We start from the raw sequence: 24284 nt of genomic DNA, 5'->3' as shown, positions 1-24284 counted from the left end.
AAGACTGTGGACAAGTACCTTTATGTGGCAATGACCGGCGCCAGCCAGAACGCACTGGCGCAAAAGGCTCATGCCAACAATCTGGCGAACATCTCGACCAACGGCTTTCAGCGAGACCTGGAACAGGCCCGCTCGATGCCGGTGTTCGGTGACAGCTTTCCAGCACGTGCCTTTGCCTTGACCGAGCGCCCGGCCACTGACTTCACCCCCGGGGCCATGATTGAAACCGGGCGCGATCTGGATGTGGCCGTGGCCGGTGATGGCTGGATGGCCGTGCAGTCTCCTGACGGCAGTGAAGCCTATGTGCGTACCGCGAGCATGAATGTGGATGCCCTGGGCATTCTGCGTGCTGGCAATGGTATGCCGGTGATGGGCAACGGCGGGCCGATTGCCGTGCCGCCCGAGCAAAAAATCGAAGTCGGTGAAGACGGCACCATCTCCATCCGCGCCATGGGCGAAGGCCCGCGGGTGATGGCGCAAGTGGACCGCATCAAGCTGGTTCAGCCGGACCTGAAAACCATGAGCAAGGGGCTGGACGGCATGATCCACACCAACGACGGCCAGCCGGCCCAGGCCGACGCCAACGTGCGCGTGGTCTCGGGGTTTCTGGAGGCGAGCAACGTCAATGCCGTCGACGAGATGACCTCGGTGCTGGCGCTGTCCAAGCAGTTCGAACTGCATATCAAAATGATGAACACCGCCAAAGAAGACGACCAGGCCATGACTCGCGTCCTGGCGATGAGCTAACTCGGCCTATTACTTAAACGTGTCGCCCTGACCGGCGCGCGAGGAGAGCACCATGCTTCCGGCACTGTGGGTTGCAAAAACAGGTTTGGCTGCACAAGACACCAACCTGACCACCATTTCCAACAACCTGGCCAACGTCTCGACCACCGGTTTCAAGCGTGATCGTGCCGAGTTTCAGGACTTGCTGTACCAGATCAAACGCCAGCCCGGCGCCCAGTCGACCCAGGACAGCGAACTGCCGTCGGGCCTGCAGGTCGGCACCGGGGTGCGCATTGTCGGCACGCAAAAGAACTTCTCGGCCGGCAGCTTGCAAACCACCGACCAGCCGCTGGATATGGCGATCAATGGCCGCGGCTTTTTCCAGATCATGCAGCCGGACGGCACCACGGCCTACAGCCGCGACGGTACCTTTCACCTGGATTCCAACGGCCAGATCGTCACCGCCAGCGGTTTTGCCCTGGAACCGGCAATTGTGGTGCCGGCCGATGCCCAGACTTTTACGGTCGGGCAGGATGGCACCGTGTCAGTAACGATTGCCGGCAACCCGGCCGCACAAGTGATAGGTAACGTGCAGACCGCCGACTTCATCAACCCGGCCGGTTTGCAGTCCCAGGGCGGCAACCTGTTCCTGGAAACCGCGTCCAGCGGCGCACCGCAGATCGGTACCCCGGGCCTCAACGGTTTTGGCACCACGATGCAAAGCACCCTGGAAACCTCGAACGTCAGCACCGTGGAAGAAATGGTCAACATGATCACCACCCAGCGCGCTTACGAGATGAACTCCAAAGTGATTTCCACCGCCGACCAGATGCTGTCGTTTGTCACGCAAAATCTGTAAGTACGCAGGAGCCGTCATGAAACCTTTTTGTTCTGTTCTGGCCTTGGCCGGCGTCACCTTTCTGGCGGGTTGCGTCAGCCCGCCACCACGGCCCAACGACCCGTATTACGCACCTGTCCTGCCGCGTACACCGCTGCCGGCAGCGGCCAATAACGGCTCGATTTACCAGGCTGGCTTTGAACAGAACCTGTACAGCGACCGCAAGGCGTTTCGCATTGGTGACATCATCACCATCACCCTGAACGAAAAAACTCAGGCGAGCAAAAACGCCAACTCGGCGATCGGTAAAAACAGCAATACCAGCATCGGCCTGACCTCGTTGTTTGGCGGCGGCCTGACCACCAACAACCCGCTGGGCGGTGGCGATCTGAGCCTAGATGCCGGCTACAGCGGCAGCCGCGCGACCAAGGGTGACAGCAAGGCCGGGCAGGGCAACAGCCTCACCGGTTCGATCACCGTGACCGTGGCCGATGTATTGCCCAACGGCATCATCGCGGTACGTGGCGAGAAGTGGATGACGCTGAACACCGGTGACGAACTGGTACGGATTGCCGGCCTGGTCCGCGCCGATGACATCAGCACCGATAACACCGTGTCCTCGACCCGGGTGGCTGATGCGCGCATTACCTACTCGGGCACCGGCTCGTTTGCCGATGCCAGTCAGCCGGGCTGGTTTGACCGCTTCTTCCTTAGCCCGCTGTTTCCTTTCTAATAAAGAGTCCATTTAGTGATGACCGCCCATCTCAAGCACTTGCTGGCAGCCGTACTGCTGATGTCGACCGCCCTGGGCGTTCACGCCGAGCGGTTGAAGGACATCGCCAGCATTTCTGGCGTGCGCTCCAACCAATTGATTGGTTATGGCCTGGTGGTCGGACTTAACGGTACGGGCGACCAGACCACACAAACCCCGTTCACCCTGCAGACGTTCAACAATATGCTCTCGCAGTTCGGGATCAAGGTGCCGCCTGGCTCGGGTAACGTGCAGCTGAAAAACGTCGCCGCGGTGTCCATCAGTGCCGATTTACCGGCGTTCGCCAAGCCGGGGCAGGTGATCGATATCACCGTTTCCTCCATCGGCAACTCCAAAAGCCTGCGCGGCGGCACGCTGTTGCTCACACCGCTCAAGGGTATCGATGGCAATGTCTATGCGGTCGCCCAGGGCAATCTGGTGGTGGGCGGTTTTGATGCCGAAGGTCGCGACGGTTCGAAAATCACCGTCAACGTGCCTTCGGCCGGGCGCATTCCCGGCGGAGCGTCGGTAGAGCGTGCGGTGACGAGCGGTTTCAACCAGGGCAACAGCCTGACCCTGAACCTCAACCGTTCGGACTTCACCACGGCCAAGCGCGTGGTCGACAAGATCAACGACTTGCTCGGCCCCGGTGTCGCCCAGGCGATTGATGGCGGCTCGGTGCGTGTCACTGCGCCACTGGACCCGAGCCAGCGGGTCGACTACCTGTCGATCCTGGAAAACCTCGAAGTCGACCCGGGGCAGGCAGTGGCCAAAGTCATCATCAACTCGCGCACCGGCACCATAGTGATCGGCCAGAACGTCAAGGTTTCGCCTGCGGCCGTGACCCACGGCAGCCTGACCGTCACCATCACCGAAGACCCGATCGTCAGCCAGCCGGGCCCGTTGTCCAACGGCCAGACCGCTGTCGTGCCGCGTTCGCGGCTCAATGCACAGCAGGAAGCCAAGCCGATGTTCAAATTTGGCCCGGGCACCACGCTGGACGAAATTGTCCGGGCGGTGAATCAGGTTGGCGCGGCGCCAGGGGACTTGATGGCGATTCTCGAAGCGTTGAAACAGGCCGGCGCCCTGCAAGCCGACCTGATAGTGATCTGAGGCCGTCATCATGGATATGCGTAAGAGCGGTGCGGTCAGTGGCAGCGATTCGGGCGCCTTTACCGACCTCAATCGTCTGAACAAGCTGAAGGTCGGCGACCGCGAAAGCGACAGCAACATGCGCAAGGTGGCGCAGGAATTCGAGTCGCTGTTCCTCAACGAGATGCTCAAGTCCATGCGCTCGGCGAACGAAGTGCTGGGCAAGGACAACCCGCTCAACACCCCGGCGGCCAAGCAGTATCAGGAGATGTACGACCAGCAACTGTCGGTGACCTTGTCCCGTCAGGGCGGCGGTATCGGTCTGGCCGATGTGCTGATGCGCCAGATGTCGAAGAACAAGTCCGCAGTGCCGGGGGAGGCCGCAACGGTTGCCTTGAACCCTGAGGTGAAAACACCTGCCCCGGTCGCCCCTGCGATCGACAGCCCGTTTGTGCGCTCCAGCGGCCAGCGTCCGCTGTGGGCTTCTCGGGTGGCCACCAGCGCCGTGGAAAGCGGCCATAAAAACGATGTGGCGATGCTCAATCAGCGTCGTCTGGCCTTGCCGAGCAAGCTGACCGATCGCTTGCTGGCCGGGATCGTGCCTTCGGCCGATGCGGCCCGCTCAACCCTCAATACCGGTACGGTGCCCGGGCGCACCAGCCCGTCGCTGGATGCGGTGATCAAAGGCAGCCGTCACCCCATGCTCAGCGCCGGCGGTGTGCAAGGGCGGATGCAGATTTACGGGCGTGCCGTGGCGCAACCGCCATTGGCTCCGGCCAAACAGGCATTCGAGTCGCCGGACGCCTTTGTGGCCACCATGTTGCCGATGGCGCAGCAGGCCGCCGACCGTATCGGTGTCGATCCGCTGTATCTGGTGGCGCAAGCGGCACTGGAAACCGGCTGGGGCAAGTCGGTGATGCGCCAGCAGGACGGCAGCAGCAGTCACAACCTGTTCGGCATCAAGGCCACTGGCAGTTGGCAGGGGCCGCAGGCTCGGGCAATTACCAGCGAGTTCAAGGGCGGGCAGATGGTCAAGGAGACGGCGGACTTCCGTTCCTACGACTCCTATCAGGACAGCTTCCACGATTTGGTCACGCTGTTGCAAAGCAACAATCGTTATAAAGAAGTGCTGAACGCAGCCGATAAACCAGAGCAGTTTGTTCGCGAGTTGCAGAAGGCCGGTTATGCAACCGACCCTGAGTACGCGAGCAAGATTTCGCAGATTGCCAAGCAAATGAAGACCTACCAGAGCTACGTCTCGACGGGTTCTTTCACGCATTTATAAGGTTTGAACCATGGCGAGTTTGATCAACATCGGGATGTCGGGGCTGAACGCCAGCCAGGGGGCTTTGGCCACGGTCGGCAATAACATTGCCAACGCCAACACCTCGGGCTACTCGCGCCAGCAGATCGTGCAGGGCAGTGCCGGCTCGCAGCAAGTGGGCGGGGTGTTTATCGGCACCGGCACCACCCTGGCTGACGTACGCCGGGTGTACAACTCCTACCTCGATGCGCAGTTGCAAACCACCACTTCATTGAACGGCGATGCCCAGGCTTACCTCGACCAGATAGGTTCGGTGGACAAGCTGCTGTCAGATAAAAGTACCGGTGTCTCGGCCGTACTCAACAGCTTCTTCTCGTCCTTGCAAACGGCGGCCGGCGCCCCCGGCGACGCGTCCGCCCGCCAGTTGCTGCTGACCAATGCACAAGCCTTGAGCAACCGCTTCAACTCGATCTCGACCCAGCTCAACCAGCAAAACGAAGGCATCAACAGCCAGCTGGACACCCTGACCTCGATGGTCAACCAGCACACGGCCACCATTGCCTCGCTGAACAAGCAGATCGCCCAGGCCACCACCGCCGGCAATACGCCGAACAACTTGCTGGATGCCCGCAACGAGGCCGTGCGTACCCTGAATGAACTGGTCGGAGTAACGGTCCAGGAACACGACAACGTCTATGACGTGACCCTGGGGACGGGGCAGGCGCTGGTGCAGGGCAATACCTCCAATACCCTGTCGGCGGTGCCGGGCAAGGTCGATAAAAGCCAGTTCAGCATTCAGATCAACTACGCGCAGTCCAGCTCCGACGTGACCTCGGTCATCTCCGGCGGCAAGATCGGCGGCCTGTTGCGCTATCGCGATGACGTGCTGGCACCGGCCATGAACGATCTGGGGCGCACTGCGATTGTGGTCGCCGACGCGATCAACAAGCAGTTGGGGCAGGGCCTGGATGCCAATGGCGAGTTTGGCTCGTCGATGTTCAACAGCATCAACAGCGCGCAGGCTATCAGCCAGCGCAGCCTTGCCGCGACCGGTAACAGCCCGGGTTCGGGCAACCTGAACGTCAGCATTACCGACAGTGGCGCATTGACTGCCTACGACTATCAGGTGACGTTCACCAGCGACAAGGACTACACGGTCAGACGCTCGGACGGCACCAGCATGGGGGCCTTCAATCTGGATCAAAAGCCTGCTGCGGTCATCGACGGCTTCACCATGGACCTTAACGGTGGTGCGTTGAGCAAAGGTGATCAATTCAAGGTCAGCCCGACCCGCAACGGCGCCAGCAACATCGGCGTACAGATGAGCGATGCCAGTAAATTGGCGTTCGCCGGCCCTTTGGTGGCAGGCAAGGGCGGCTCCAACAGCGGTACGGGGGCCTTGAGCACGCCGAGCCTGTCCTCGGCGCTGGATATTTACGCGGGTGCCGACCTCGGCCTGGCGCAGTCGCAGATTGAAGGCGCAATGCCGGTACGGATTGCTTTTGACGAAGCTGCAAACGGCGCCCAGGGCTACCGCGTGCTGAACGAAAAAGGCGAGGAAATCGGTAAAGGCACCCTAGTGCCGGGCCAGGACAACAAGGTCACGATCAACCTGCCGGTGCTGGACGCTGCGGGCTTGCCGGTCACAAACGCCGACGGCACGCCGAAAACCATTGGCTTTGACACCACCATCAGCGGGTCGCCGGCCAAGGGCGACAGCTTCGACATCAAGTTCAACAAAGACGGCAAGGCGGACAACACCAACGCCAACCTGTTGCTGGGCCTGCAAACCAAAGCCACGGTCGGCGTCGGCAAGGACGGCACCGGCGGCGTCAGCATGGGTTCTTCCTACAGCCAGCTGGTGGCGAAAGTGGGTGGCCAGGCCAGTCAGGCCGCCGTCGACGGCACGGCCAACACCGCCGCGCTGGCGTATGCCACGCAGACCCGCAGCTCGGTGTCCCAGGTCAACCTGGACGAAGAGGCCTCCAACCTGGTCAAGTTTCAGCAGTACTACACCGCATCGTCGCAGATCATCAAAGCGGCGCAAGAAACCTTCAGCACGCTGATCAACAGTCTTTAAGGGAGTCCTCGACGATGCGTATCTCTACTTCCCAGTTTTTTGAGTCGACCAGTGCCACCTACCAGAACAACTTCTCGTCGGTGATCAAGACCCAGAGCCAGATCGACTCCGGCGTGCGCATTCAGACCGCTGGCGATGATCCGGTGGGTGCCGCGCGCCTGCTGCAATTGCAGCAGCAAAAAGACATGTTGGGTCAGTACACCACCAACATGAACGGTATCAAGGCGTCGCTGGGCAGTCAGGAAACCATCCTCGACAGCATCAACACCGCCCTGCAAAAGGCCAGTGAGCTGGCTCTGGGGGCTGGCAGCGGGAAAAGCGATGCCGATCGCGCGACGATTGCCAGCGAACTGGGGAGTATCGAAGACCAGGTGTTCAGCCTGCTCAACAGCAAGGATGCCGCGGGCAACTATATGTTCTCGGGCTCCAAGACCGATACGCCGCCCTATACCCGCAACAACGATGGCACTTACAGCTATCAGGGCGACGATACCCAGCTCAATCTCAAGGTCTCGGACACCCTGAGCCTGGCCGGCAGCGACACGGCCAAAAGCTTTATGGAAAACTCGGTCAATACCGGGCGTACACAGGTCACTGCACTGCCGGTGGTAGACGCAACCGGTGCGGTTATCCCGGACAATGGCAAGGTTTCGCTGTCCGCCGGTTTGATCACCTCAAGCCCGGTGTTCAATAAAGGCTTTGCCGAGGGTCAGCCCTACACCCTGGAATTCACCAGCAGCACCCAGTACAAGCTGACTGACGCCCAGGGCAAGGACGTGACATCTGAAGTGCCAGGCAATGGTGTCTTCGATTCCACCAAGGAGGGTGCTCACAGCATCAGCCTGCGCGGCGCATCGTTCGACATCAACCTGAATCTCAAGGACATCCCGGCAGCCGATCAGGATGCGGCGGTGGCGGGGCACTCTTTCACCCTCGAGGCCAAACCCGACACCTTCAACACCTCCCGTACCCCGAGCAATACCTCGACGGCACAGATCACCGGTACTGGCGTGGCGGATGCCAAGGCCTACAGCGACAGCTTTCCGGGCAATGGTGCGGTGATCAAATTCACCAGTGACACCGAATACGAAATCTACGCCCAGCCAGTGACTGCCAGCAGCAAGTCGATTGCCACCGGCAGCATGACCGGCGACACGCTCAGCGCCATGGGGGTTACCTTCGATTTCACCGGCGCGCGCGCGGCTGGTGACCAGTTTGTGGTCAACAGCAACAACCACCAGAGTCAAAGTGCGCTGGACACCATCAGCCAGCTGCGTAAAGCATTGGTGATCCCCAGCGACAAAGATCCGGCGGCCCAGCAGATCCAGAAAGACGCCATCAACTCGGCCATAGGCAATCTGAAAAACGCCAGTGCCGGGGTCGACAGTGCCCGGGGTTCGATTGGTGCGCGCTTGAAGGCGGTGGATATCCAGACCGACGAAAACATCAGCATGGGCCTGGCCAACGATTCCACCACTGCCGCCATTGGCAACACAGACATGGCCGGTGCTTCGATCGACCTGGCATTCCAGAAAGCCATGCTTGAAGCCTCGCAACTGGCCTTCGTCAAGATCTCCCAGCTGAGCCTGTTCAATCAGCTGTAATGCAGAATTTGCAACATACCTGTGGGAGCTGGCTTGCCAGCGATACCGGCAAAACCGGCCTGTCTGAAGGGGCAGGGTGATGCTATCGCCGGCAAGACGACTCCCACTTGATCCTCGGTTTACCCGAAACGTTTTGTAAAAAACCGCACCAAATCGAGTGACCTATGAGTCATAACGCGCATCTTCACTGTATCGTGTGAAACGTACGGGCGGGTGCCGGGCCTTTTTCAGGCTGTTTTGTCTATTTTCATGCACCCATATTCGCCGCTTTTTGCGCGACTAAGCCCTTTTATTGTCAGCGCCCCTTGATTGTTCGAGCGGGTGATCTCCAGCTATTAGTATTGGGAAGCCACAATGATTGGCATTAAAAGCATCGCCAGTTACGTGCCTGCAAACGGTGTAGACAACTATGCCCAGGGCGCGAAGTTCTCCAAGGACGAAGACTTCATTCTGGGCAAGATTGGCTCGGCGTTTCTGCCGCGCAAAGATGCTGACCAGGAAACCTCGGACCTGTGTGTCGAGGCCGTCAACGCACTGTTTGCCAACAATCCGCAGCTCAAGCGCGAATCCATCGACGCGCTGATCGTCGTGACCCAAAACGGTGACGCAGAAGGTTTGCCCCACACCGCTGCCATCGTCCAGGACAAACTGGGCCTGCCGACCCACGTGGCCGCCTTTGATATTTCCCTGGGGTGCTCGGGCTATGTCTACGGCATCTACGCGATGAAAGGCTTCATGGAAGCCACGGGCCTGAAAAACGGCCTGCTGATCACCGCCGACCCGTATTCGAAAATCGTCGACCCCGAAGACCGCAACACCACCATGCTCTTCGGCGACGCCGCTACCGCTACCTGGATGGGCGAAGACGCACCCTGGCAGCTGGGCAAGGCCAAGTTCGGCACCGACGGTTCGGGTGCCCCGCACTTGAAAGTCAGCGACGGCGTGTTCTTTATGAATGGCCGCCAGGTATTCAACTTCGCGTTGCTTAAAGTGCCTGCACACTTGCACGAGTTGATGGACGAGTCGCAACTGACCTCCCAGGACATCGACGCCTTCTGCATCCACCAGGGCAGCGCGGCGATCGTTGATGCGGTTGCTCGGCGCTTCGAAGGCGAGCCGGAGAAGTTCATCAAGGACATGGTCGAGACCGGCAACACCGTGTCCTCGAGCATTCCGTTGCTGCTGGAAAAGCACGTGATGGACACCCCTGACTGGAAGCGCGTGGCCCTGAGCGGCTTCGGCGTAGGCCTGTCATGGGGCTCGGCGATCATCTATCGCCCTTGAGCTGAGGCTTGAACCACAAAACGCCCATGGCCAGAAGCCATGGGCGTTTTGCGTTGTGGCGTCCCCACTGTGGGAGCTGGCAAGCCAGCTCCCACAGGCAAACAGATCAGCTCCGGGTCTGTGTAACCCCTTGAAACACAAGGGCTGGCCCCCTGCCAGTAAAAAAAATTAAAAAACCCCTCAAGCAACCTGCATTCACGACGATAACTATTACGAAGGTTCTCTAGGCCACACCCGGCGGTTGCCAGGGCCGGAAGCCGCAGTATTCATCCAATGAGGATTTCGTCATGGCTTTATCAGTAAACACTAACGTCACGTCCCAGACCGTTCAGAAGAACCTGAACAAAGCCGGCGACTCGTTGAGCACCTCGATGACCCGTCTGTCTTCCGGCCTGAAAATCAACAGCGCCAAAGATGACGCTGCCGGCATGCAGATCGCCAACCGTCTGACCTCCCAGGTCAAAGGCATGACTGTCGCCATCGCCAACGCCAACAACGGCTCGTCGATTGCCCAGACAGCTGAAGGCGCGATGCAAGAATCGACCAACATTCTGCAACGTCTGCGTGAACTGGCCCTGCAGTCCGCGAACGGTGATAAAAGCGCTGATGACCGTGCATCCCTGCAGCAAGAATTCACCGCCAAAGTCGGTGAGCTGACCCGTATTTCGTCGACCACCACCTTCGGTGGCCGCAACCTGCTGGACGGTTCGTTCCAGAACCAGTCCTTCCAGGTCGGTGCCGATGCCAACCAGACCATCTCGTTCGGCATGACCGATATCAGTGCTACCGGTTTGAAAGGTTCTTTCGGTGAGGCGAATGCTACTGGCGGGATCACGCAACTGGCTGCCAAGGTTACTGGTGGCGCGATTGATCTGAGCGCTACAACAACCCCGAATACACTTGCCACTGCTGCGGCCTATGCTGCGCCTGCTGCCACCGAAGTTCTTACCTTTGGCGGCGCTGGTACTGGCACCGTAACCCTTACTGCTGCTGAAGATTCCGCAGCGAAGGCTGCCGATAAAATCAACCTGTCGTCAGGTACCACGGGCGTTACTGCAAAAGATAATGCGGGCAAGCTGGAACTGAGCTCCACTGCATCCTTCACAGTTGCCAGTAGCGTTGCTGCGGATGGCGGTAACTTCAAAACTGCTGCTGCTACTTCGACTGCTGGTACACCTGTTACCGGGTTGGCCAAAGACGCTGATATCAACGTTAACGGTACGAAAATTTCTCTGACTGCCGGCATGAAGCTTGAGGGCGCTGGCGGAGTCATTGAGGCAATCAACGCGCAGACGACTGCCGCCGGTAAAACGGGTGTTACGGCAAGCGCTCAGGATGGTCGTTTGGTGTTGACCTCCCAGGACGGCAAGGCTGTGAGCCTGACCGACCAGGCAGATACGCCTGAAGGTAAAGGTGCTTTGGCGCAGTTGGGTCTGGCCGCAGGCAAGACCGAGGCTAAGCTGACAGCTGATACTTCAGTCACCATGAACGGCGTTGAAGTGAAGTTCAAAAAAGGCGACTCGATGGACTCCATCGTTTCTTCGATCAACAGTGCAAGCACTGGCGTAACCGCCAGCAAAAATGCTGATAACACGCTGAAGCTGTTCTCCACCAAGGACATCACTGTTGGTGACGGTAGCGCCGGTACTGGCTTGGACTCCCTGGGTCTGACTGCGAAAACCACAAGTTCCAACACTGTTGAAACCAGCGTAGCCAGCCTGAGCATTTTGTCCGCCGAAGGCGCTCAACAATCGATCCAGGCCCTGACTGGCGCAATCCAGCAGATCGATACTCAGCGTTCCGAGCTGGGTGCCGTGCAAAACCGTTTCGACAGCACTGTGTCCAACCTGCAAAGCATCTCCGAGAACTCGACTGCTGCCCGTGGTCGCGTTCAGGACACCGACTTCGCATCCGAAGCCGCAGAGCTGACCAAGCAACAAACCCTGCAACAGGCCGCTACCGCGATCCTGTCCCAGGCGAACCAGCTGCCGTCCGCTGTGATGAAACTGCTTCAGTAATTTCAGCCCTCGGTTGACAACGGAAGGGCGCGTTTACGTGCCCTTTCGTTTTTTTCAGTTTTGAGGTGATGGCATGGACATGAGCATCAAGCTGAACACCGCTTACCCGAGCCCTGCAGCGGTGCCGAACCCCGCGCCGGCACCGGTCGCAACCACTCAGGCAGGAGCGGTTTCTACCCCGGTGACAGGCAAGCCGCCTGAGCGTGCGGAGCTGGAAAAGGCTGTTAGTGACATACAAGCATTCGCACAGTCGAACCAGCGCAAGCTGGACTTTTCGATTGATGACACCACCGGCGTGATGGTGGTCAAGGTGATTGCCTCCGACAGCGGAGAGGTGATTCGCCAGTTACCTTCAGAGATGGCCCTCAAGCTGGCGCAAAACCTGGCTGATCCCCACAGCCTGCTTTTTCAGGGCAAAGCCTGAAGGTGGCATGAATTGTGATGCTGTCTGCTTCCTCGGCCTTGCTCGTCAAAAAAGCGTAAGCCCATAAAGCGGCAGCCCGGATAAGGAGAATACAGATGGCAAGTTCTACGATTACGGGTGTTGGTTCGGGTTTCGATACCATCGGTATTGTTAAAGCGTTGGTGGATGCTGAAAAAGCGCCCAAGCAAACCCAGATTACTGCGCAACAAAAAGACACCACGATTCAGTTGTCCGCTGTGGGCACGGTAAAAGGCGCGCTTGAAACCTATCGCGCAGCCATTGCCAAACTCAATAGTGTCTCCAGCTTCAACGGCCTGGCGGCTACCTCGTCAGACGAAAAAATTTCCAAGGTCACCATTGATGACAAGGCCTCCAGCGGTACCTACGCGCTGGATGTGACCAAGCTGGCGACCGCCTCGAAAGTTACCAGCAAGGTATTTGAGGGGGGGACCTCGTCAGTGGTCAACTCGGGTACCGAGCCCACGACCCTTACCATTTCGCAGTCCGGCAATGATTACAATGTATCGGTCCCGGCTGGCGCTACCCTGCAGCAAACCCGTGAAGCGATTAACACCCAGCTGCAATCCAAGGGCATCAGTGCCAACGTTTTGACCGATGCCAACGGGTCGCGCCTGGTCATCGGTTCGCAAACCACGGGCAAGGGTACCGACATCACCATCAGTGGTGACTCAGAGTTGTCGACCGGCTATGACGCCGGTAAAGCTCCAGAGAATGCCATTTACACCATTGATGGCATCGCCATGGAGTCGTCGAGCAACAAGATCACTTCGGCCATCAGCGGCGTGACGCTGGAGTTGATTGATACCAAGGCGTCGACCATTACCGTGGCCTCCAATACGGCAACCCTGAAAACCTCGGTCCAGTCCTTTGTCAGTGCTTACAACGCGCTGCTGACCAGTATCAACACGCAAACCAAAGTCACCGCCACCGGTGATGCCGCAACCACCACCTCGGGCGCCCTTACCGGTGATGCCTCGATGCGGCAACTGGTTAACGGTATTCGTAACGAGCTGCTGCAGAACAGCAGTTCGTCGAGCATGGGCAGTCTGTCCCAGATGGGTATCAGTACCGATCAGAAAACCGGGCTTCTGACCCTGGATGACAAGAAGTGGGATGCCGCAGTGGCAACCCCCAATGGTGCGCTGGAAATCAGCAAGGTGTTTACCGGTGACACCGGTCTGGTTGCGCGTATGACCAAGGCCACAGACAGCTATGTCGGTACCACCGGGCTGCTGGCGAGTCGAGTCACTGACTTGAATACCAAGCTGACGGATCTGACAACGCAGCAGGCGGATCTGGATCGACGGATGGAGAGCATGAAGACTTCCCTGACGTCCAAGTACACCGCGATGGACACCCTTATCGCCCAGATCAACGCCAGCAGCTCCAGCATCATGACCACTCTGAACTCGCTGAATAACCCTAAATCCAGCTGATTTCCCGCAGCCGGATCACTAAAGTTTTAGCCGTGACAGTCGACATAAAGATCAAGTCCTGGCCATTTTTGCCTGTCACCGTAATGAGGTAGCAACATGAACCCGATGCGCGCCCTTCGTCAGTATCAGAAGGTCAATTCCCACGCCCAGATCTCTGAGGCCAGCCCCCACCGCCTGATTCAAATGCTGATGGAAGGCGGTCTGGATCGCATGGCCCAGGCCAAGGGCGCGATGAGCCGTGGTGATATCCCGCAGAAGGTGGTGTTGATCACCAAGGCTATCGACATCATCACTGGCTTGCGCCAGGGCATGGATGAATCAAAGGCTGAAGACAAGGTCGCCTTCCAGCGCCAGGACAGCCTGTACGAGTACATGACCATCCGTTTGACCCAGGCCAATGTGCAGAACGATCCCGAAATCATCGACGAAGTGGCCCGCCTGCTGATCACGGTCAAAAGTGGTTGGGACGAGATTGCACCACAATAAAATTGAAGGCCCGAGGAGTGCGTCATGAGCCAACTGCAACGAATTCAAGAAACCCGTGAAGCACTGATCGATGCCCTGGCTGAACGCAACTGGGATGCCATCGGCCAGCTGGATTCAGCCTGCCGGGTGTGTGTCGAGAGTGTGCTGGATGAGGCGCCTGTGGATGAGGCGGTGTTGCGCGAGAATCTGGAAGGGTTGCTGGTGGTCTATCGCATGCTGCTGGAGGCGGCCACCGACGAGCGCCAACTGCTGGTCGAGCAAATGTCACAGATCAATCAAGCAAAAAGCGCATCAAAGGTTTACCATCTGTTCCGTTAAGGCATAAGGAATATGTGGTTAATTGACACATGCGCGCCATAAATTTGACTATGTATGTCTTTTGACTTAACTAGTGCTGTATTCTTTTTCAGTCGTCTTAGATATCCAACAGGTTGGGGCGACTAAATATGCCCTGCGTTTCGGGGCATTGAGTTGACTAGGGAAGTTGCTATTGCATGTGGCGTGAAACCAAAATTCTGCTGATCGATGACGATAGCGTCCGCCGCCGCGATTTAGCGGTGATTCTGAATTTTCTGGGTGAAGAAAATTTGGCCAGCTCCAGCCTTGAGTGGGAGCAGGCTGTCAGCTGTTTGTCGTCCAGTCGCGAAGTGCTCTGCGTGCTGGTAGGTACTGTCAGCATCGCTGGCGGTGTTTCCAGCTTGCTTAAGACACTGGCCGGGTGGGATGAGTTCCTGCCGATCATGCTTTTAGGTGAAATTTCTGCGGTCGACCTGCCGGAAGACCAGCGCCGCCGCGTTTTATCCAGCCTCGAAATGCCCCCCAGCTACAGCAAACTCCTCGATTCCCTGCACCGTGCCCAGGTCTATCGCGAGATGTATGACCAGGCCCGCGAGCGCGGCCGTCATCGCGAACCCAACTTGTTCCGCAGCCTGGTGGGCACCAGCCGGGCGATTCAGCATGTGCGGCAAATGATGCAGCAAGTGGCCGATACCGACGCCAGCGTGTTGATCCTCGGCGAGTCCGGAACCGGCAAGGAAGTGGTCGCACGCAATCTGCATTACCACTCCAAACGCCGCGACGCGCCATTTGTGCCGGTTAACTGCGGGGCGATTCCCGCAGAGTTGCTTGAAAGCGAGTTGTTCGGCCATGAGAAGGGCGCCTTCACCGGCGCAATCACCAGCCGCGCCGGGCGTTTTGAACTGGCCAATGGCGGCACGCTGTTCCTCGATGAAATCGGCGATATGCCGTTGCCGATGCAGGTCAAACTGCTACGCGTCCTGCAGGAAAGAACCTTTGAGCGTGTGGGCAGCAACAAGACCCAAAGCGCTGATGTGCGGATCATCGCCGCCACCCATAAAAACCTCGAAAGCATGATTGAAGTCGGCGCTTTTCGCGAAGACCTGTACTACCGCCTCAACGTCTTCCCGATCGAAATGGCGCCCCTGCGCGAGCGGGTCGAAGATATCCCGTTGCTGATGAACGAGCTGATTTCGCGCATGGAGCACGAAAAACGCGGCTCCATCCGCTTCAACTCCGGCGCCATCATGTCGCTCTGCCGTCATGCATGGCCGGGCAATGTCCGCGAGCTGGCCAATATGGTTGAGCGCATGGCGATCATGCATCCGTACGGGGTGATTGGCGTCGCCGAACTGCCGAAGAAATTTCGCTACGTGGACGACGAAGACGAGAACCTGGTCGACACCCTGTTCAGCGACATGGAAGAGCGGGTGGCGATCAACAACAGCACCCAGGACTTCAGCGCCACGGCGATGCTGCCCCCTGAAGGCCTGGACCTCAAGGACTACCTCGGTGGTCTGGAGCAAGGGTTGATCCAGCAAGCGCTGGATGACGCCAATGGCATTGTCGCCCGCGCCGCCGAGCGCCTGCGCATTCGCCGTACCACCCTGGTCGAGAAAATGCGCAAATACGGCATGAGCCGTCGCGACGGGGAAGAGCCGGCGGAGGATTGACGCCTGCTGCTGCTTTTGACTCTGTAGCAGCGAGCCAGCTCGCGAGCCTGTTGCTCCAGGATGCCCGGAAGCCGCCATCACCCGCGGGCTTGCGCCGGTACAGTTTCAAGCCGCTTCTTTAGGCACGGGTATTGCACCGCTTGGGTCAACGAACCGTTTTATGACGGTCAGCCAAGCGAGAACGCCCCATGCCGCACATAGCCCAACAGTCCTCTGGCCCTGATCTCGCAGGGCAAGCCATGTCGCTGGGGGCTACGCCGTCTACTCCGGCGCAACTGGAGCACGCGTTCTCGCTGTTCAATCAAATGTCGACCCAGTTGACCGATTCCTACAGTCTGCTCGAAGCCCGGGTCACCGAGCTTAAAGGCGAACTGGCATTTGTCAGCGCCCAACGCATGGCGGAACTTGCAGAGAAAGAACGGCTGGCCAACCGCCTGCAAAACCTCCTCGATCTATTACCGGGCGGGGTCATCGTGATTGATGACCGCGGCCTTGTGCGCGAGGCCAATCCTGCGGCCAGCGAGCTGCTTGGCTTGCCCCTGGAGGGCGAGCTGTGGCGCCACGTGATCGCCCGCTGCTTTGCCCCCCGTGAAGATGACGGGCACGAGGTATCGCTCAAAGACGGGCGGCGCCTGTCGATTGCCACCCGATCGCTGGATGCTGAGCCCGGGCAACTGGTATTGCTCAACGACCTGACAGAAACCCGGCGCCTGCAAGATCAACTCGCCCGCCATGAGCGTTTGTCTTCGTTGGGGCGCATGGTCGCTTCGCTCGCCCATCAGATCCGCACGCCGCTGTCGGCGGCACTGATCTACGCCAGCCATCTGACTGAACAGGTGCTTCCCGTCGAAACCCAGCAGCGCTTTGCCGGGCGTCTCAAGGAACGTCTGCATGAGCTGGAGCACCAGGTGCGCGACATGCTGGTGTTTGCCCGTGGCGAGCTGCCGCTGACCGATAAAGTTGCTCCCAAGGCCTTGATGCAGGCCCTGCAAGCCGCAGCCCAGACCCATGTTCAGGGCGTGTCGATGCGCTGGCAGTGCGACGCTTATGGCGGTCTTGTGTTGTGTAACCGCGACACCCTGGTCGGTGCATTGCTCAACCTGATCGAAAATGCCCTGCAAGCCGGTACACCTCAGGTGCGGCTCAAGGTTCATCTGTACGCCCGTGACAACACCTTGCGCCTGTGCGTCAGTGACAGCGGCAGCGGCATCGAGCCCAAGGTGCTGGAGCGTCTGGGCGAGCCGTTTTTCACCACCAGGGCCACCGGTACCGGGCTGGGCCTGGCGGTGGTCAATGCAGTGGCCCGGGCCCATCAGGGTCAGCTGCTTTTACACTCGCGGCCGGGGCGCGGCACTTGTGCCTTGCTCAGCTTGCCGCTGATTCCAGGCGAGGCGCAGGAAAACTGATGGCGATGGCAATCAAGGTTTTACTGGTCGAAGACGATCGCGCTCTGCGTGAAGCCCTGGCGGACACCCTGTTGCTGGCCGGGCACGGTTTTCGCGCGGTGGCATCGGCCGAAGAAGCGCTGGAGGCAGTTGCTGGCGAGTCATTCAGCCTGGTGATCAGCGACGTCAATATGCCTGGTATGGACGGGCACCAATTGCTTGGCCGGTTGCGTGTCAGCCAGCCGCAATTGCCGGTGTTGCTGATGACCGCCCATGGCGCCGTCGAGCGCGCCGTGGATGCCATGCGCCAGGGTGCGGCGGACTATCTGGTGAAGCCGTTTGAGCCCCGGGCGCTGCTGGATCTGGTCGCCCGGCATGCGCTGGGTAGCCTTGGGGCGGCAGACAGCCAGGGACCGGTGGCGGTTGAGCCGGCCAGCCTGCAATTGCTCGATCTGGCGGCGCGAGTGGCCCGCAGCGACTCCACGGTGCTGATCTCGGGCGAGTCGGGCACCGGCAAAGAAGTGCTCGCGCGCTACATCCACCAGCATTCGCACCGCAGCAGTCAGCCGTTTGTGGCAATCAACTGCGCGGCAATCCCCGACAACATGCTCGAAGCCACCTTGTTCGGCCATGAAAAAGGCTCGTTTACCGGGGCCATTGCGGCGCAGGCGGGCAAGTTCGAACAGGCGGACGGCGGCACCTTGCTGCTCGACGAAATCAGCGAAATGCCCCTGGGGTTGCAGGCCAAATTGTTGCGGGTGCTGCAAGAGCGCGAAGTCGAGCGGGTCGGCGGGCGCAAGCCGATTGCGCTGGATATACGCGTAGTCGCCACCACCAACCGTGATCTGGCGGGGGAGGTGGCAGCGGGGCGTTTTCGCGAGGACCTGTACTACCGGCTTTCGGTCTTTCCTCTGGCCTGGCGCCCGTTACGCGAGCGCACCGCGGACATCCTGCCGTTGGCCGAGCGCTTGTTGGCCAAGTACATCAGCAAAATGAAGCACACCGCAGTGCGCTTTTCGCCCCAGGCCAGGGCCTGTCTGACCACCTATGCGTGGCCGGGCAATGTACGGGAGCTGGACAACGCGATTCAGCGGGCGCTGATCCTGCAGCAGGGCGGTTTGATTGAAGCGCCGGACTTCTGCCTGGCAGGTCCGGTGGCGTGCGCGCCATTGCCGGTTTTGGTCGAATCCTTGCCGCTTGATACGGCCGAGTCGTCGGGAGCGCTGGGTGATGATCTGCGTCGCCGCGAGTTCGAGATGATCATCGAGACCTTGCGCGCCGAGCGCGGCCGTCGCAAAGAGGCCGCCGAGCGCCTGGGCATCAGCCCGCGCACATTGCGCTACAAGCTGGCGCAAATGCGCGATGCCGGGATGGATGTCGAGGCCTGCCTGTTTGCCGCGACGTAACCGGGGCCGTGGCTGTAGCCGCTGACGAGGCTGCGATGGCGTTGTGCTGGCTTCGCGGCCGCTGCGCATCCGATCGCAGCTTGGTGCCTCTTCAGCGACGACGGGAGTTTCTGTCTGCGACGATTGGTAACGTTAATTCTTCGAAAACGACAAAGAGCTGGCACCCTTGTTGCTACACCCCAGGATGCGTTGTGAAAGTGTCAAAAAATTGCGGGTCGTCGGAGGCAGTCGTCCATGAGCCAAGGTATTGAATTTAATCGATTGATGTTGGACATGCGGGCCATGCAAATGGACGCCATGGCCCAACCGAAATCGGCTGTGCAGGCCGTTCCCGAAGCGGGTGCCAGCAGCTTCTCCGACATGCTCGGCAATGCGATCAACAAGGTCAGTGAGACGCAGCAGGCGTCGAGTCAGTTGTCGAACGCGTTCGAAATTGGCAAAACCGGCGTTGATCTGACTGACGTGATGATTGCGTCGCAAAAAGCCAGCGTCTCCTTTCAGGCATTGACCCAAGTGCGTAACAAGCTGGTTCAGGCGTACCAAGACATCATGCAGATGCCGGTTTAAGGACGATATTAAGTCATGGCTGATGCACTCCCGGATAACGTTCCGGCCAATCCAGGCCCGGCCGGCGGCAAAGCGCCGCTGTTCGGGTTGTCTTTTCTGGACAATCTGGCCGAAATGACCATGTTGCGTCAGGTCGGCCTTATGGTCGGTCTGGCTGCGAGCGTGGCGATTGGCTTTGCCGTGGTGCTGTGGTCGCAACAACCCGATTACCGGCCGCTGTACGGCAGCCTGGCCGGTATGGATGCCAAGCAGGTCATGGAAACCCTGGCCGCCGCCGACATTGCCTACACCGTTGAGCCCAACTCTGGCGCCTTGCTGGTCAAGGCCGATGACGTCTCCCGTGCCCGGCTAAAACTTGCCGCCGCCGGCGTTACGCCTACCGACAGCAATATCGGCTTTGAAATCCTGGATAAAGACCAGGGCCTGGGCACTAGCCAGTTCATGGAAGCTACCCGCTATCGCCGTGGCCTGGAAGGCGAACTGGCGCGCACCATTTCCAGCCTCAACAACGTCAAGGGCGCCCGGGTGCACCTGGCGATCCCCAAGAGCTCGGTGTTCGTGCGCGATGAGCGCAAGCCCAGCGCCTCGGTGCTGGTCGAGCTGTACGGCGGCCGTTCGCTTGAGCCGGGCCAGGTGCAGGCGATCATCAATCTGGTGGCCACCAGCGTTCCGGAGCTGAACAAGTCGCAGATCACGGTTGTCGACCAGAAAGGCAACCTGTTGTCCGATCAGGCGCAAAACTCCGAGCTGACCATGGCCGGCAAGCAGTTCGACTACAGCCGACGCATGGAAAGCATGCTGACCCAGCGGGTGCACAACATCCTGCAGCCGGTGCTGGGCAATGACCGCTACAAGGCGGAAGTGTCTGCCGATGTTGATTTCAGCGCAGTCGAGTCCACCTCCGAGCAGTTCAACCCGGATCAGCCGGCCCTGCGCAGCGAGCAATCCACCAGCGAGCAGCGCACCGCCAGCAATGGCCCCCAGGGCGTTCCCGGGGCGCTGAGCAATCAGCCCCCGAGCCCGGCGTCGGCGCCGCAACAAACCGCCCAGGGCGGTGCAGCAGGCGCGGGCATGATTCAGCCCGGCCAACCGCTGCTGGATGCCAATGGTCAACAAATCATGGACCCGGCGACCGGCCAGCCGATGTTGGCCCCGTACCCGGCAGACAAGCGCTCGCAATCGACCCGCAACTTTGAACTGGACCGCTCCATCAGCCACACCAAGCAGCAGCAGGGTCGGGTCAATCGCCTGTCCGTGGCGGTGGTGATCGACGACAAGGTCAACATCAACCCGGCCAACGGTGAAGTTACCCAGGTGCCATGGACCAGCGATCAACTGGCACGTTTTACCCGGCTGGTGCAGGACGCGGTGGGTTTTGATGCCAGTCGTGGCGACAGTGTCAGCGTGATCAACGTGCCGTTCTCCACCGAACGCGCGGAAGTGGTTGCCGATATTCCGTTCTATTCCCAGCCCTGGTTCTGGGATGTGCTCAAGCAAGTGCTGGGTGTGCTGTTCATTCTGGTGCTGGTGTTCGGGGTGTTGCGTCCGGTGCTGAACAACATCACCGGCCATGGCCGCAACAAGCAGGTGGCGGGTATTGGCAGTGATGCCGAGATGGGCAGCCTGGATGGCGAACTGGCCAACGATCGCGTCAGCCTTGGGGGCCCGCAAAGCATCATGCTGCCGAGCCCGAGCGAAGGCTATGACGCGCAGTTGAACGCCATCAAGAGTCTGGTGGCTGAAGACCCGGGCCGTGTGGCTCAGGTGGTAAAAGAGTGGATCAACGCTGATGAGTGATAACCGAGCTGCTGCCAACGCCAAGCTGACCCGGGTCGACAAGGCAGCCATTTTGCTGCTGTCCCTCGGCGAGTCTGATGCGGCCCAGGTACTGCGCCATATGGGGCCCAAAGAAGTCCAGCGGGTGGGTGTGGCGATGGCGCAAATGCGCAACGTGCACCGCGAGCAGGTTGAACAGGTGATGAGCGAGTTCGTCGAGATCGTCGGTGACCAGACCAGCCTGGGGGTCGGCTCCGACAGTTACATTCGCAAAATGCTCACCTCGGCCCTGGGCGAAGACAAAGCCAACGGCCTGATCGATCGCATCCTGCTGGGTGGCAACACCAGCGGCCTCGACAGCCTGAAGTGGATGGAACCCCGTGCCGTGGCGGACGTGATCCGTTTTGAACACCCGCAGATTCAGGCCATTGTGGTGGCCTATCTCGACCCCGATCAGGCGGGCGAAGTGCTCGGCCACTTTGATCAAAAGGCGCGGCTGGACATCATCCTGCGCGTTTCCTCGCTCAACACTGTGCAGCCGGCGGCACTTAAAGAACTGAACCAGATCCTCGAAAAGCAGTTCTCCGGCAACTCCAACGCTGCGCGCACCTCTTTGGGCGGCATCAAGCGGGCGGCCGACATCATGAACTTCCTCGACAGCTCGATGGAATCTCAACTGATGGACTCGATTCGCGACATCGACGAAGACCTGTCCGGGCAGATCGAAGACCTCATGTTTGTCTTCAACAACCTGGCGGATGTCGACGACCGCGGCATTCAGGCGCTGCTGCGCGAAGTGTCCTCGGACGTGCTGGTACTGGCCCTCAAGGGCTCCGACGAGAACGTGCAGGAAAAAATCTTCAAGAACATGTCCAAGCGTGCCGCCGAATTGCTGCGCGACGACCTGGAAGCCAAAGGCCCGGTACGGGTCAGCGATGTCGAAACCGCACAGAAAGAAATCCTCACCATCGCCCGCCGAATGGCCGAAGCCGGAGAAATCGTTCTCGGCGGGAAGGGCGGCGAAGAGATGATCTAAGTGAGCAATGGTGAGTCGCCCGGAGATGTGATTCGCGCCAAGGATGTGGGGGCCTTCGACGTATGGGGCCTGCCCAGCTTTGACCCGTGGCGCGAGCCGCTCGAGGTTGAGCCCGAGGTGGTCGAGGAGCCGCCGGTCGAGATGCAGGAGGTGCCGCTGGATGAAGTCCAGCCGCTGACCCTTGAGGAGCTCGAAAGCATCCGCCAGGAAGCCTACAACGAAGGCTTTGCCACGGGTGAAAAGGAAGGCTTTCACAGCACTCAGCTCAAGGTGCGCCAGGAAGCCGAGGTCGCTCTGGCGGCCAGGGTGGCCAGCCTTGAACGCTTGATGAGCAGCCTGATGGCGCCGCTGGCCGAGCAGGACCAGCAGCTGGAAAAAGCCATGGTCGGCCTGGTCGAGCACATGACCCGCCAAGTGATCCAGCGCGAACTTAAAACCGATTCCAGGCAGATCGAACAGGTATTGCGCGAGGGCCTGAAGCTGTTGCCCATGGGTGCCGATAACATTCGCCTGTTTATCAATCCCCAAGACTTCGATCAGATCAAGGCCTTGCGCGAGCGTCACGACGAACGCTGGAAAATCGTCGAAGACGACAGCCTGCAAGCGGGCGGCTGCCGTATCGAAACCGAACACAGTCGCATCGATGCCAGTATCGAAACCCGGATCAAACAGGCAATGAGTCAGCTGTTCGATCAGCTTCACGAGCAGGCATTGCACCCGGCGCCGCCGGACATCGACGTCGATCTGGACCAGCCCGATGCACCTTAAGCGCACCAGCTTCGCCAGGCGCCTGGGCGCCTATGCCCCGGTGGTCGCATTGCCCGCGCAGCCGGTAGTCGAAGGCCGCCTGTTGCGCATGGTCGGCCTGACCCTGGAAGCCGAAGGCCTGCGCGCGGCCATGGGCAGTCGCTGTCTGGTGATCAACGATGACAGTTTTCACCCGGTGCAAGTCGAAGCCGAGGTGATGGGGTTTTCGGGCAGCAAGATTTTTTTGATGCCCGTTGGCAGTGTCGCCGGAATCGCCCCGGGTGCCCGGGTGGTGCCCCTGGCCGATAACGGTCGCTTGCCAATGGGCATGAGCATGCTCGGTCGTGTACTCGATGGTGCGGGGCGGCCGCTGGACGGCAAGGGCGGGATGAAGGCCGAAGACTGGGTGCCGATGGATGGCCCGGCCATCAACCCGCTCAAGCGTGATCCCATCAGCGTGCCGCTGGACGTGGGCATTCGCAGCATCAACGGTTTATTGACGGTCGGCCGTGGACAGCGTCTGGGCCTGTTTGCCGGTACTGGCGTGGGCAAGAGTGTGCTGCTGGGCATGATGACCCGCTTTACCGAGGCCGACATCATCGTGGTCGGGCTGATCGGCGAACGGGGTCGCGAGGTGAAGGAATTCATCGAGCACATCCTCGGCGAGGAGGGCCTCAAGCGTTCTGTGGTGGTGGCATCCCCGGCTGACGATGCGCCGCTGATGCGTCTGCGCGCGGCCATGTACTGCACGCGTATTGCCGAATACTTTCGTGACAAGGGCAAGAACGTGTTGCTGTTGATGGACTCGCTCACCCGATTTGCCCAGGCCCAGCGTGAAATTGCCTTGGCCATTGGCGAGCCTCCGGCCACCAAGGGCTATCCGCCTTCGGTATTTGCCAAGTTGCCCAAGCTGGTGGAGCGGGCCGGTAACGCCGAAGCCGGGGGCGGCTCGATCACTGCGTTTTACACCGTGCTGTCCGAAGGCGATGACCAGCAGGACCCGATCGCTGACTCGGCGCGGGGCGTGCTTGACGGGCACATTGTGCTGTCCCGGCGTCTGGCCGAAGAGGGTCATTACCCGGCGATCGACATTGAAGCGTCCATCAGCCGGGTGATGCCGTCAGTGGTTACCCCGGAACACATGCGTCGTGCCCAGCAGTTCAAGCAGTTGTGGTCGCGCTTCCAGCAGGCCCGGGACTTGATCAGCGTGGGGGCATACGTGCCCGGCGGCGATCGCGAAACCGATACCGCGATTGCCTTGCAGCCAGCGATGGTGGCGTACCTGCGCCAGGGGCTGAACGACAATATCAGCCTGGGTGAAAGTGCTGGTCATCTGGGGACAATCTTCGCTCCGGCCGCGGGCGGTTAATCGA

The 24284-nt window shown here is 59.8% G+C and carries 21 protein-coding genes; all 21 read left to right on the top strand.

The annotated features are described in order from the left end of the window. Positions 1-6 precede the first annotated feature (6 nt). On the top strand, positions 7-747 hold the full coding sequence (locus tag B195_RS15240; RefSeq protein WP_003441790.1) for a flagellar basal body rod protein FlgF: 741 nt from the start codon (positions 7-9) through the stop codon (positions 745-747). Positions 748-799: 52 nt separating this feature from the next. After that, positions 800-1585 (top strand): flagellar basal-body rod protein FlgG, encoded by a 786-nt coding sequence (flgG, locus tag B195_RS15235; protein WP_003441792.1) that lies wholly within the window; start codon positions 800-802, stop codon positions 1583-1585. Positions 1586-1601: 16 nt separating this feature from the next. Beyond that, on the top strand, positions 1602-2297 hold the full coding sequence (gene flgH / locus B195_RS15230; RefSeq protein ID WP_003441795.1) for a flagellar basal body L-ring protein FlgH: 696 nt from the start codon (positions 1602-1604) through the stop codon (positions 2295-2297). Between the two features lie 18 nt (positions 2298-2315). Beyond that, the gene (locus tag B195_RS15225; protein WP_003441798.1) at positions 2316-3428 is read left to right on the top strand and encodes a flagellar basal body P-ring protein FlgI; all 1113 of its coding nucleotides are present in this window, start codon (positions 2316-2318) and stop codon (positions 3426-3428) included. A 10-nt stretch (positions 3429-3438) separates the two neighbouring features. Then, positions 3439-4692, top strand: a complete 1254-nt coding sequence (gene flgJ, locus B195_RS15220; RefSeq protein ID WP_003441801.1) for a flagellar assembly peptidoglycan hydrolase FlgJ — start codon at positions 3439-3441, stop codon at positions 4690-4692. A 10-nt stretch (positions 4693-4702) separates the two neighbouring features. After that, positions 4703-6751, top strand: coding sequence for a flagellar hook-associated protein FlgK (gene flgK, locus B195_RS15215; RefSeq protein ID WP_003441804.1), 2049 nt, complete (start codon positions 4703-4705; stop codon positions 6749-6751). A 14-nt stretch (positions 6752-6765) separates the two neighbouring features. Further along, positions 6766-8355, top strand: coding sequence for a flagellar hook-associated protein 3 (locus B195_RS15210; protein WP_003441807.1), 1590 nt, complete (start codon positions 6766-6768; stop codon positions 8353-8355). Between the two features lie 354 nt (positions 8356-8709). Further along, positions 8710-9639, top strand: a complete 930-nt coding sequence (locus B195_RS15205; protein ID WP_003441810.1) for a ketoacyl-ACP synthase III — start codon at positions 8710-8712, stop codon at positions 9637-9639. A gap of 287 nt (positions 9640-9926) precedes the next feature. After that, on the top strand, positions 9927-11657 hold the full coding sequence (locus tag B195_RS15200; protein ID WP_003441813.1) for a flagellin: 1731 nt from the start codon (positions 9927-9929) through the stop codon (positions 11655-11657). A gap of 73 nt (positions 11658-11730) precedes the next feature. Continuing rightward, positions 11731-12081, top strand: coding sequence for a flagellar protein FlaG (locus B195_RS15195; RefSeq protein ID WP_003441816.1), 351 nt, complete (start codon positions 11731-11733; stop codon positions 12079-12081). A 95-nt stretch (positions 12082-12176) separates the two neighbouring features. Beyond that, complete coding sequence (fliD, locus tag B195_RS15190) at positions 12177-13538, top strand: flagellar filament capping protein FliD (RefSeq protein WP_003441819.1); 1362 nt, start codon at positions 12177-12179, stop codon at positions 13536-13538. Between the two features lie 96 nt (positions 13539-13634). Beyond that, the gene (gene fliS, locus B195_RS15185; protein ID WP_003441822.1) at positions 13635-14024 is read left to right on the top strand and encodes a flagellar export chaperone FliS; all 390 of its coding nucleotides are present in this window, start codon (positions 13635-13637) and stop codon (positions 14022-14024) included. Between the two features lie 24 nt (positions 14025-14048). Beyond that, positions 14049-14342 (top strand): hypothetical protein, encoded by a 294-nt coding sequence (locus B195_RS15180; RefSeq protein WP_003441825.1) that lies wholly within the window; start codon positions 14049-14051, stop codon positions 14340-14342. A 176-nt stretch (positions 14343-14518) separates the two neighbouring features. Beyond that, the gene (locus tag B195_RS15175; protein ID WP_003441828.1) at positions 14519-15994 is read left to right on the top strand and encodes a sigma-54 dependent transcriptional regulator; all 1476 of its coding nucleotides are present in this window, start codon (positions 14519-14521) and stop codon (positions 15992-15994) included. Between the two features lie 239 nt (positions 15995-16233). Beyond that, positions 16234-17400, top strand: coding sequence for a PAS domain-containing sensor histidine kinase (locus B195_RS15170; protein WP_003441830.1), 1167 nt, complete (start codon positions 16234-16236; stop codon positions 17398-17400). Between the two features lie 5 nt (positions 17401-17405). Then, positions 17406-18785, top strand: a complete 1380-nt coding sequence (locus tag B195_RS15165) for a sigma-54 dependent transcriptional regulator (RefSeq protein ID WP_003441834.1) — start codon at positions 17406-17408, stop codon at positions 18783-18785. A 234-nt stretch (positions 18786-19019) separates the two neighbouring features. Further along, entirely contained in the window at positions 19020-19352 is a 333-nt protein-coding gene (gene fliE / locus B195_RS15160; RefSeq protein WP_003441837.1) for a flagellar hook-basal body complex protein FliE, read from the top strand. A gap of 15 nt (positions 19353-19367) precedes the next feature. Then, the gene (fliF, locus tag B195_RS15155) at positions 19368-21149 is read left to right on the top strand and encodes a flagellar basal-body MS-ring/collar protein FliF (protein WP_003441841.1); all 1782 of its coding nucleotides are present in this window, start codon (positions 19368-19370) and stop codon (positions 21147-21149) included. Further along, on the top strand, positions 21142-22164 hold the full coding sequence (gene fliG, locus B195_RS15150) for a flagellar motor switch protein FliG (RefSeq protein ID WP_003441844.1): 1023 nt from the start codon (positions 21142-21144) through the stop codon (positions 22162-22164). The genes fliF and fliG overlap by 8 nt, the downstream gene beginning before the upstream one ends. Beyond that, a complete protein-coding gene (gene fliH / locus B195_RS15145) occupies positions 22165-22932 on the top strand; it encodes a flagellar assembly protein FliH (protein ID WP_003441846.1) in 768 nt (255 codons plus the stop codon). Further along, positions 22922-24280 carry a flagellar protein export ATPase FliI gene (fliI, locus tag B195_RS15140; RefSeq protein WP_003441848.1) on the top strand — a complete coding sequence of 453 codons (1359 nt, stop codon included), beginning with the start codon at positions 22922-22924 and terminating at the stop codon, positions 24278-24280. The genes fliH and fliI overlap by 11 nt, the downstream gene beginning before the upstream one ends. Positions 24281-24284: the final 4 nt, after the last annotated feature.

Source organism: Pseudomonas sp. Lz4W (assembly GCF_000346225.2).
In the GTDB taxonomy this organism is placed as follows: domain Bacteria; phylum Pseudomonadota; class Gammaproteobacteria; order Pseudomonadales; family Pseudomonadaceae; genus Aquipseudomonas; species Aquipseudomonas paraversuta.
The sequence above is the reverse complement of the archived record's forward strand: the minus strand, read 5'-3'. Positions and strand labels throughout refer to the sequence as shown.

Coding starts and splice junctions, on each gene's coding strand:
- fliG (WP_003441844.1), top strand. CDS start 21,142: ATGAGTGATAACCGAGCTGCTGCCAACGCCAAGCTGACCCGGGTCGAC.
- B195_RS15195 (WP_003441816.1), top strand. CDS start 11,731: ATGGACATGAGCATCAAGCTGAACACCGCTTACCCGAGCCCTGCAGCG.
- flgJ (WP_003441801.1), top strand. CDS start 3,439: ATGGATATGCGTAAGAGCGGTGCGGTCAGTGGCAGCGATTCGGGCGCC.
- B195_RS15175 (WP_003441828.1), top strand. CDS start 14,519: ATGTGGCGTGAAACCAAAATTCTGCTGATCGATGACGATAGCGTCCGC.
- B195_RS15210 (WP_003441807.1), top strand. CDS start 6,766: ATGCGTATCTCTACTTCCCAGTTTTTTGAGTCGACCAGTGCCACCTAC.
- B195_RS15180 (WP_003441825.1), top strand. CDS start 14,049: ATGAGCCAACTGCAACGAATTCAAGAAACCCGTGAAGCACTGATCGAT.
- flgK (WP_003441804.1), top strand. CDS start 4,703: ATGGCGAGTTTGATCAACATCGGGATGTCGGGGCTGAACGCCAGCCAG.
- B195_RS15205 (WP_003441810.1), top strand. CDS start 8,710: ATGATTGGCATTAAAAGCATCGCCAGTTACGTGCCTGCAAACGGTGTA.
- B195_RS15225 (WP_003441798.1), top strand. CDS start 2,316: ATGACCGCCCATCTCAAGCACTTGCTGGCAGCCGTACTGCTGATGTCG.
- B195_RS15200 (WP_003441813.1), top strand. CDS start 9,927: ATGGCTTTATCAGTAAACACTAACGTCACGTCCCAGACCGTTCAGAAG.
- fliS (WP_003441822.1), top strand. CDS start 13,635: ATGAACCCGATGCGCGCCCTTCGTCAGTATCAGAAGGTCAATTCCCAC.
- flgH (WP_003441795.1), top strand. CDS start 1,602: ATGAAACCTTTTTGTTCTGTTCTGGCCTTGGCCGGCGTCACCTTTCTG.
- B195_RS15165 (WP_003441834.1), top strand. CDS start 17,406: ATGGCAATCAAGGTTTTACTGGTCGAAGACGATCGCGCTCTGCGTGAA.
- fliF (WP_003441841.1), top strand. CDS start 19,368: ATGGCTGATGCACTCCCGGATAACGTTCCGGCCAATCCAGGCCCGGCC.
- fliI (WP_003441848.1), top strand. CDS start 22,922: ATGCACCTTAAGCGCACCAGCTTCGCCAGGCGCCTGGGCGCCTATGCC.
- fliE (WP_003441837.1), top strand. CDS start 19,020: ATGAGCCAAGGTATTGAATTTAATCGATTGATGTTGGACATGCGGGCC.
- B195_RS15170 (WP_003441830.1), top strand. CDS start 16,234: ATGTCGCTGGGGGCTACGCCGTCTACTCCGGCGCAACTGGAGCACGCG.
- fliD (WP_003441819.1), top strand. CDS start 12,177: ATGGCAAGTTCTACGATTACGGGTGTTGGTTCGGGTTTCGATACCATC.
- flgG (WP_003441792.1), top strand. CDS start 800: ATGCTTCCGGCACTGTGGGTTGCAAAAACAGGTTTGGCTGCACAAGAC.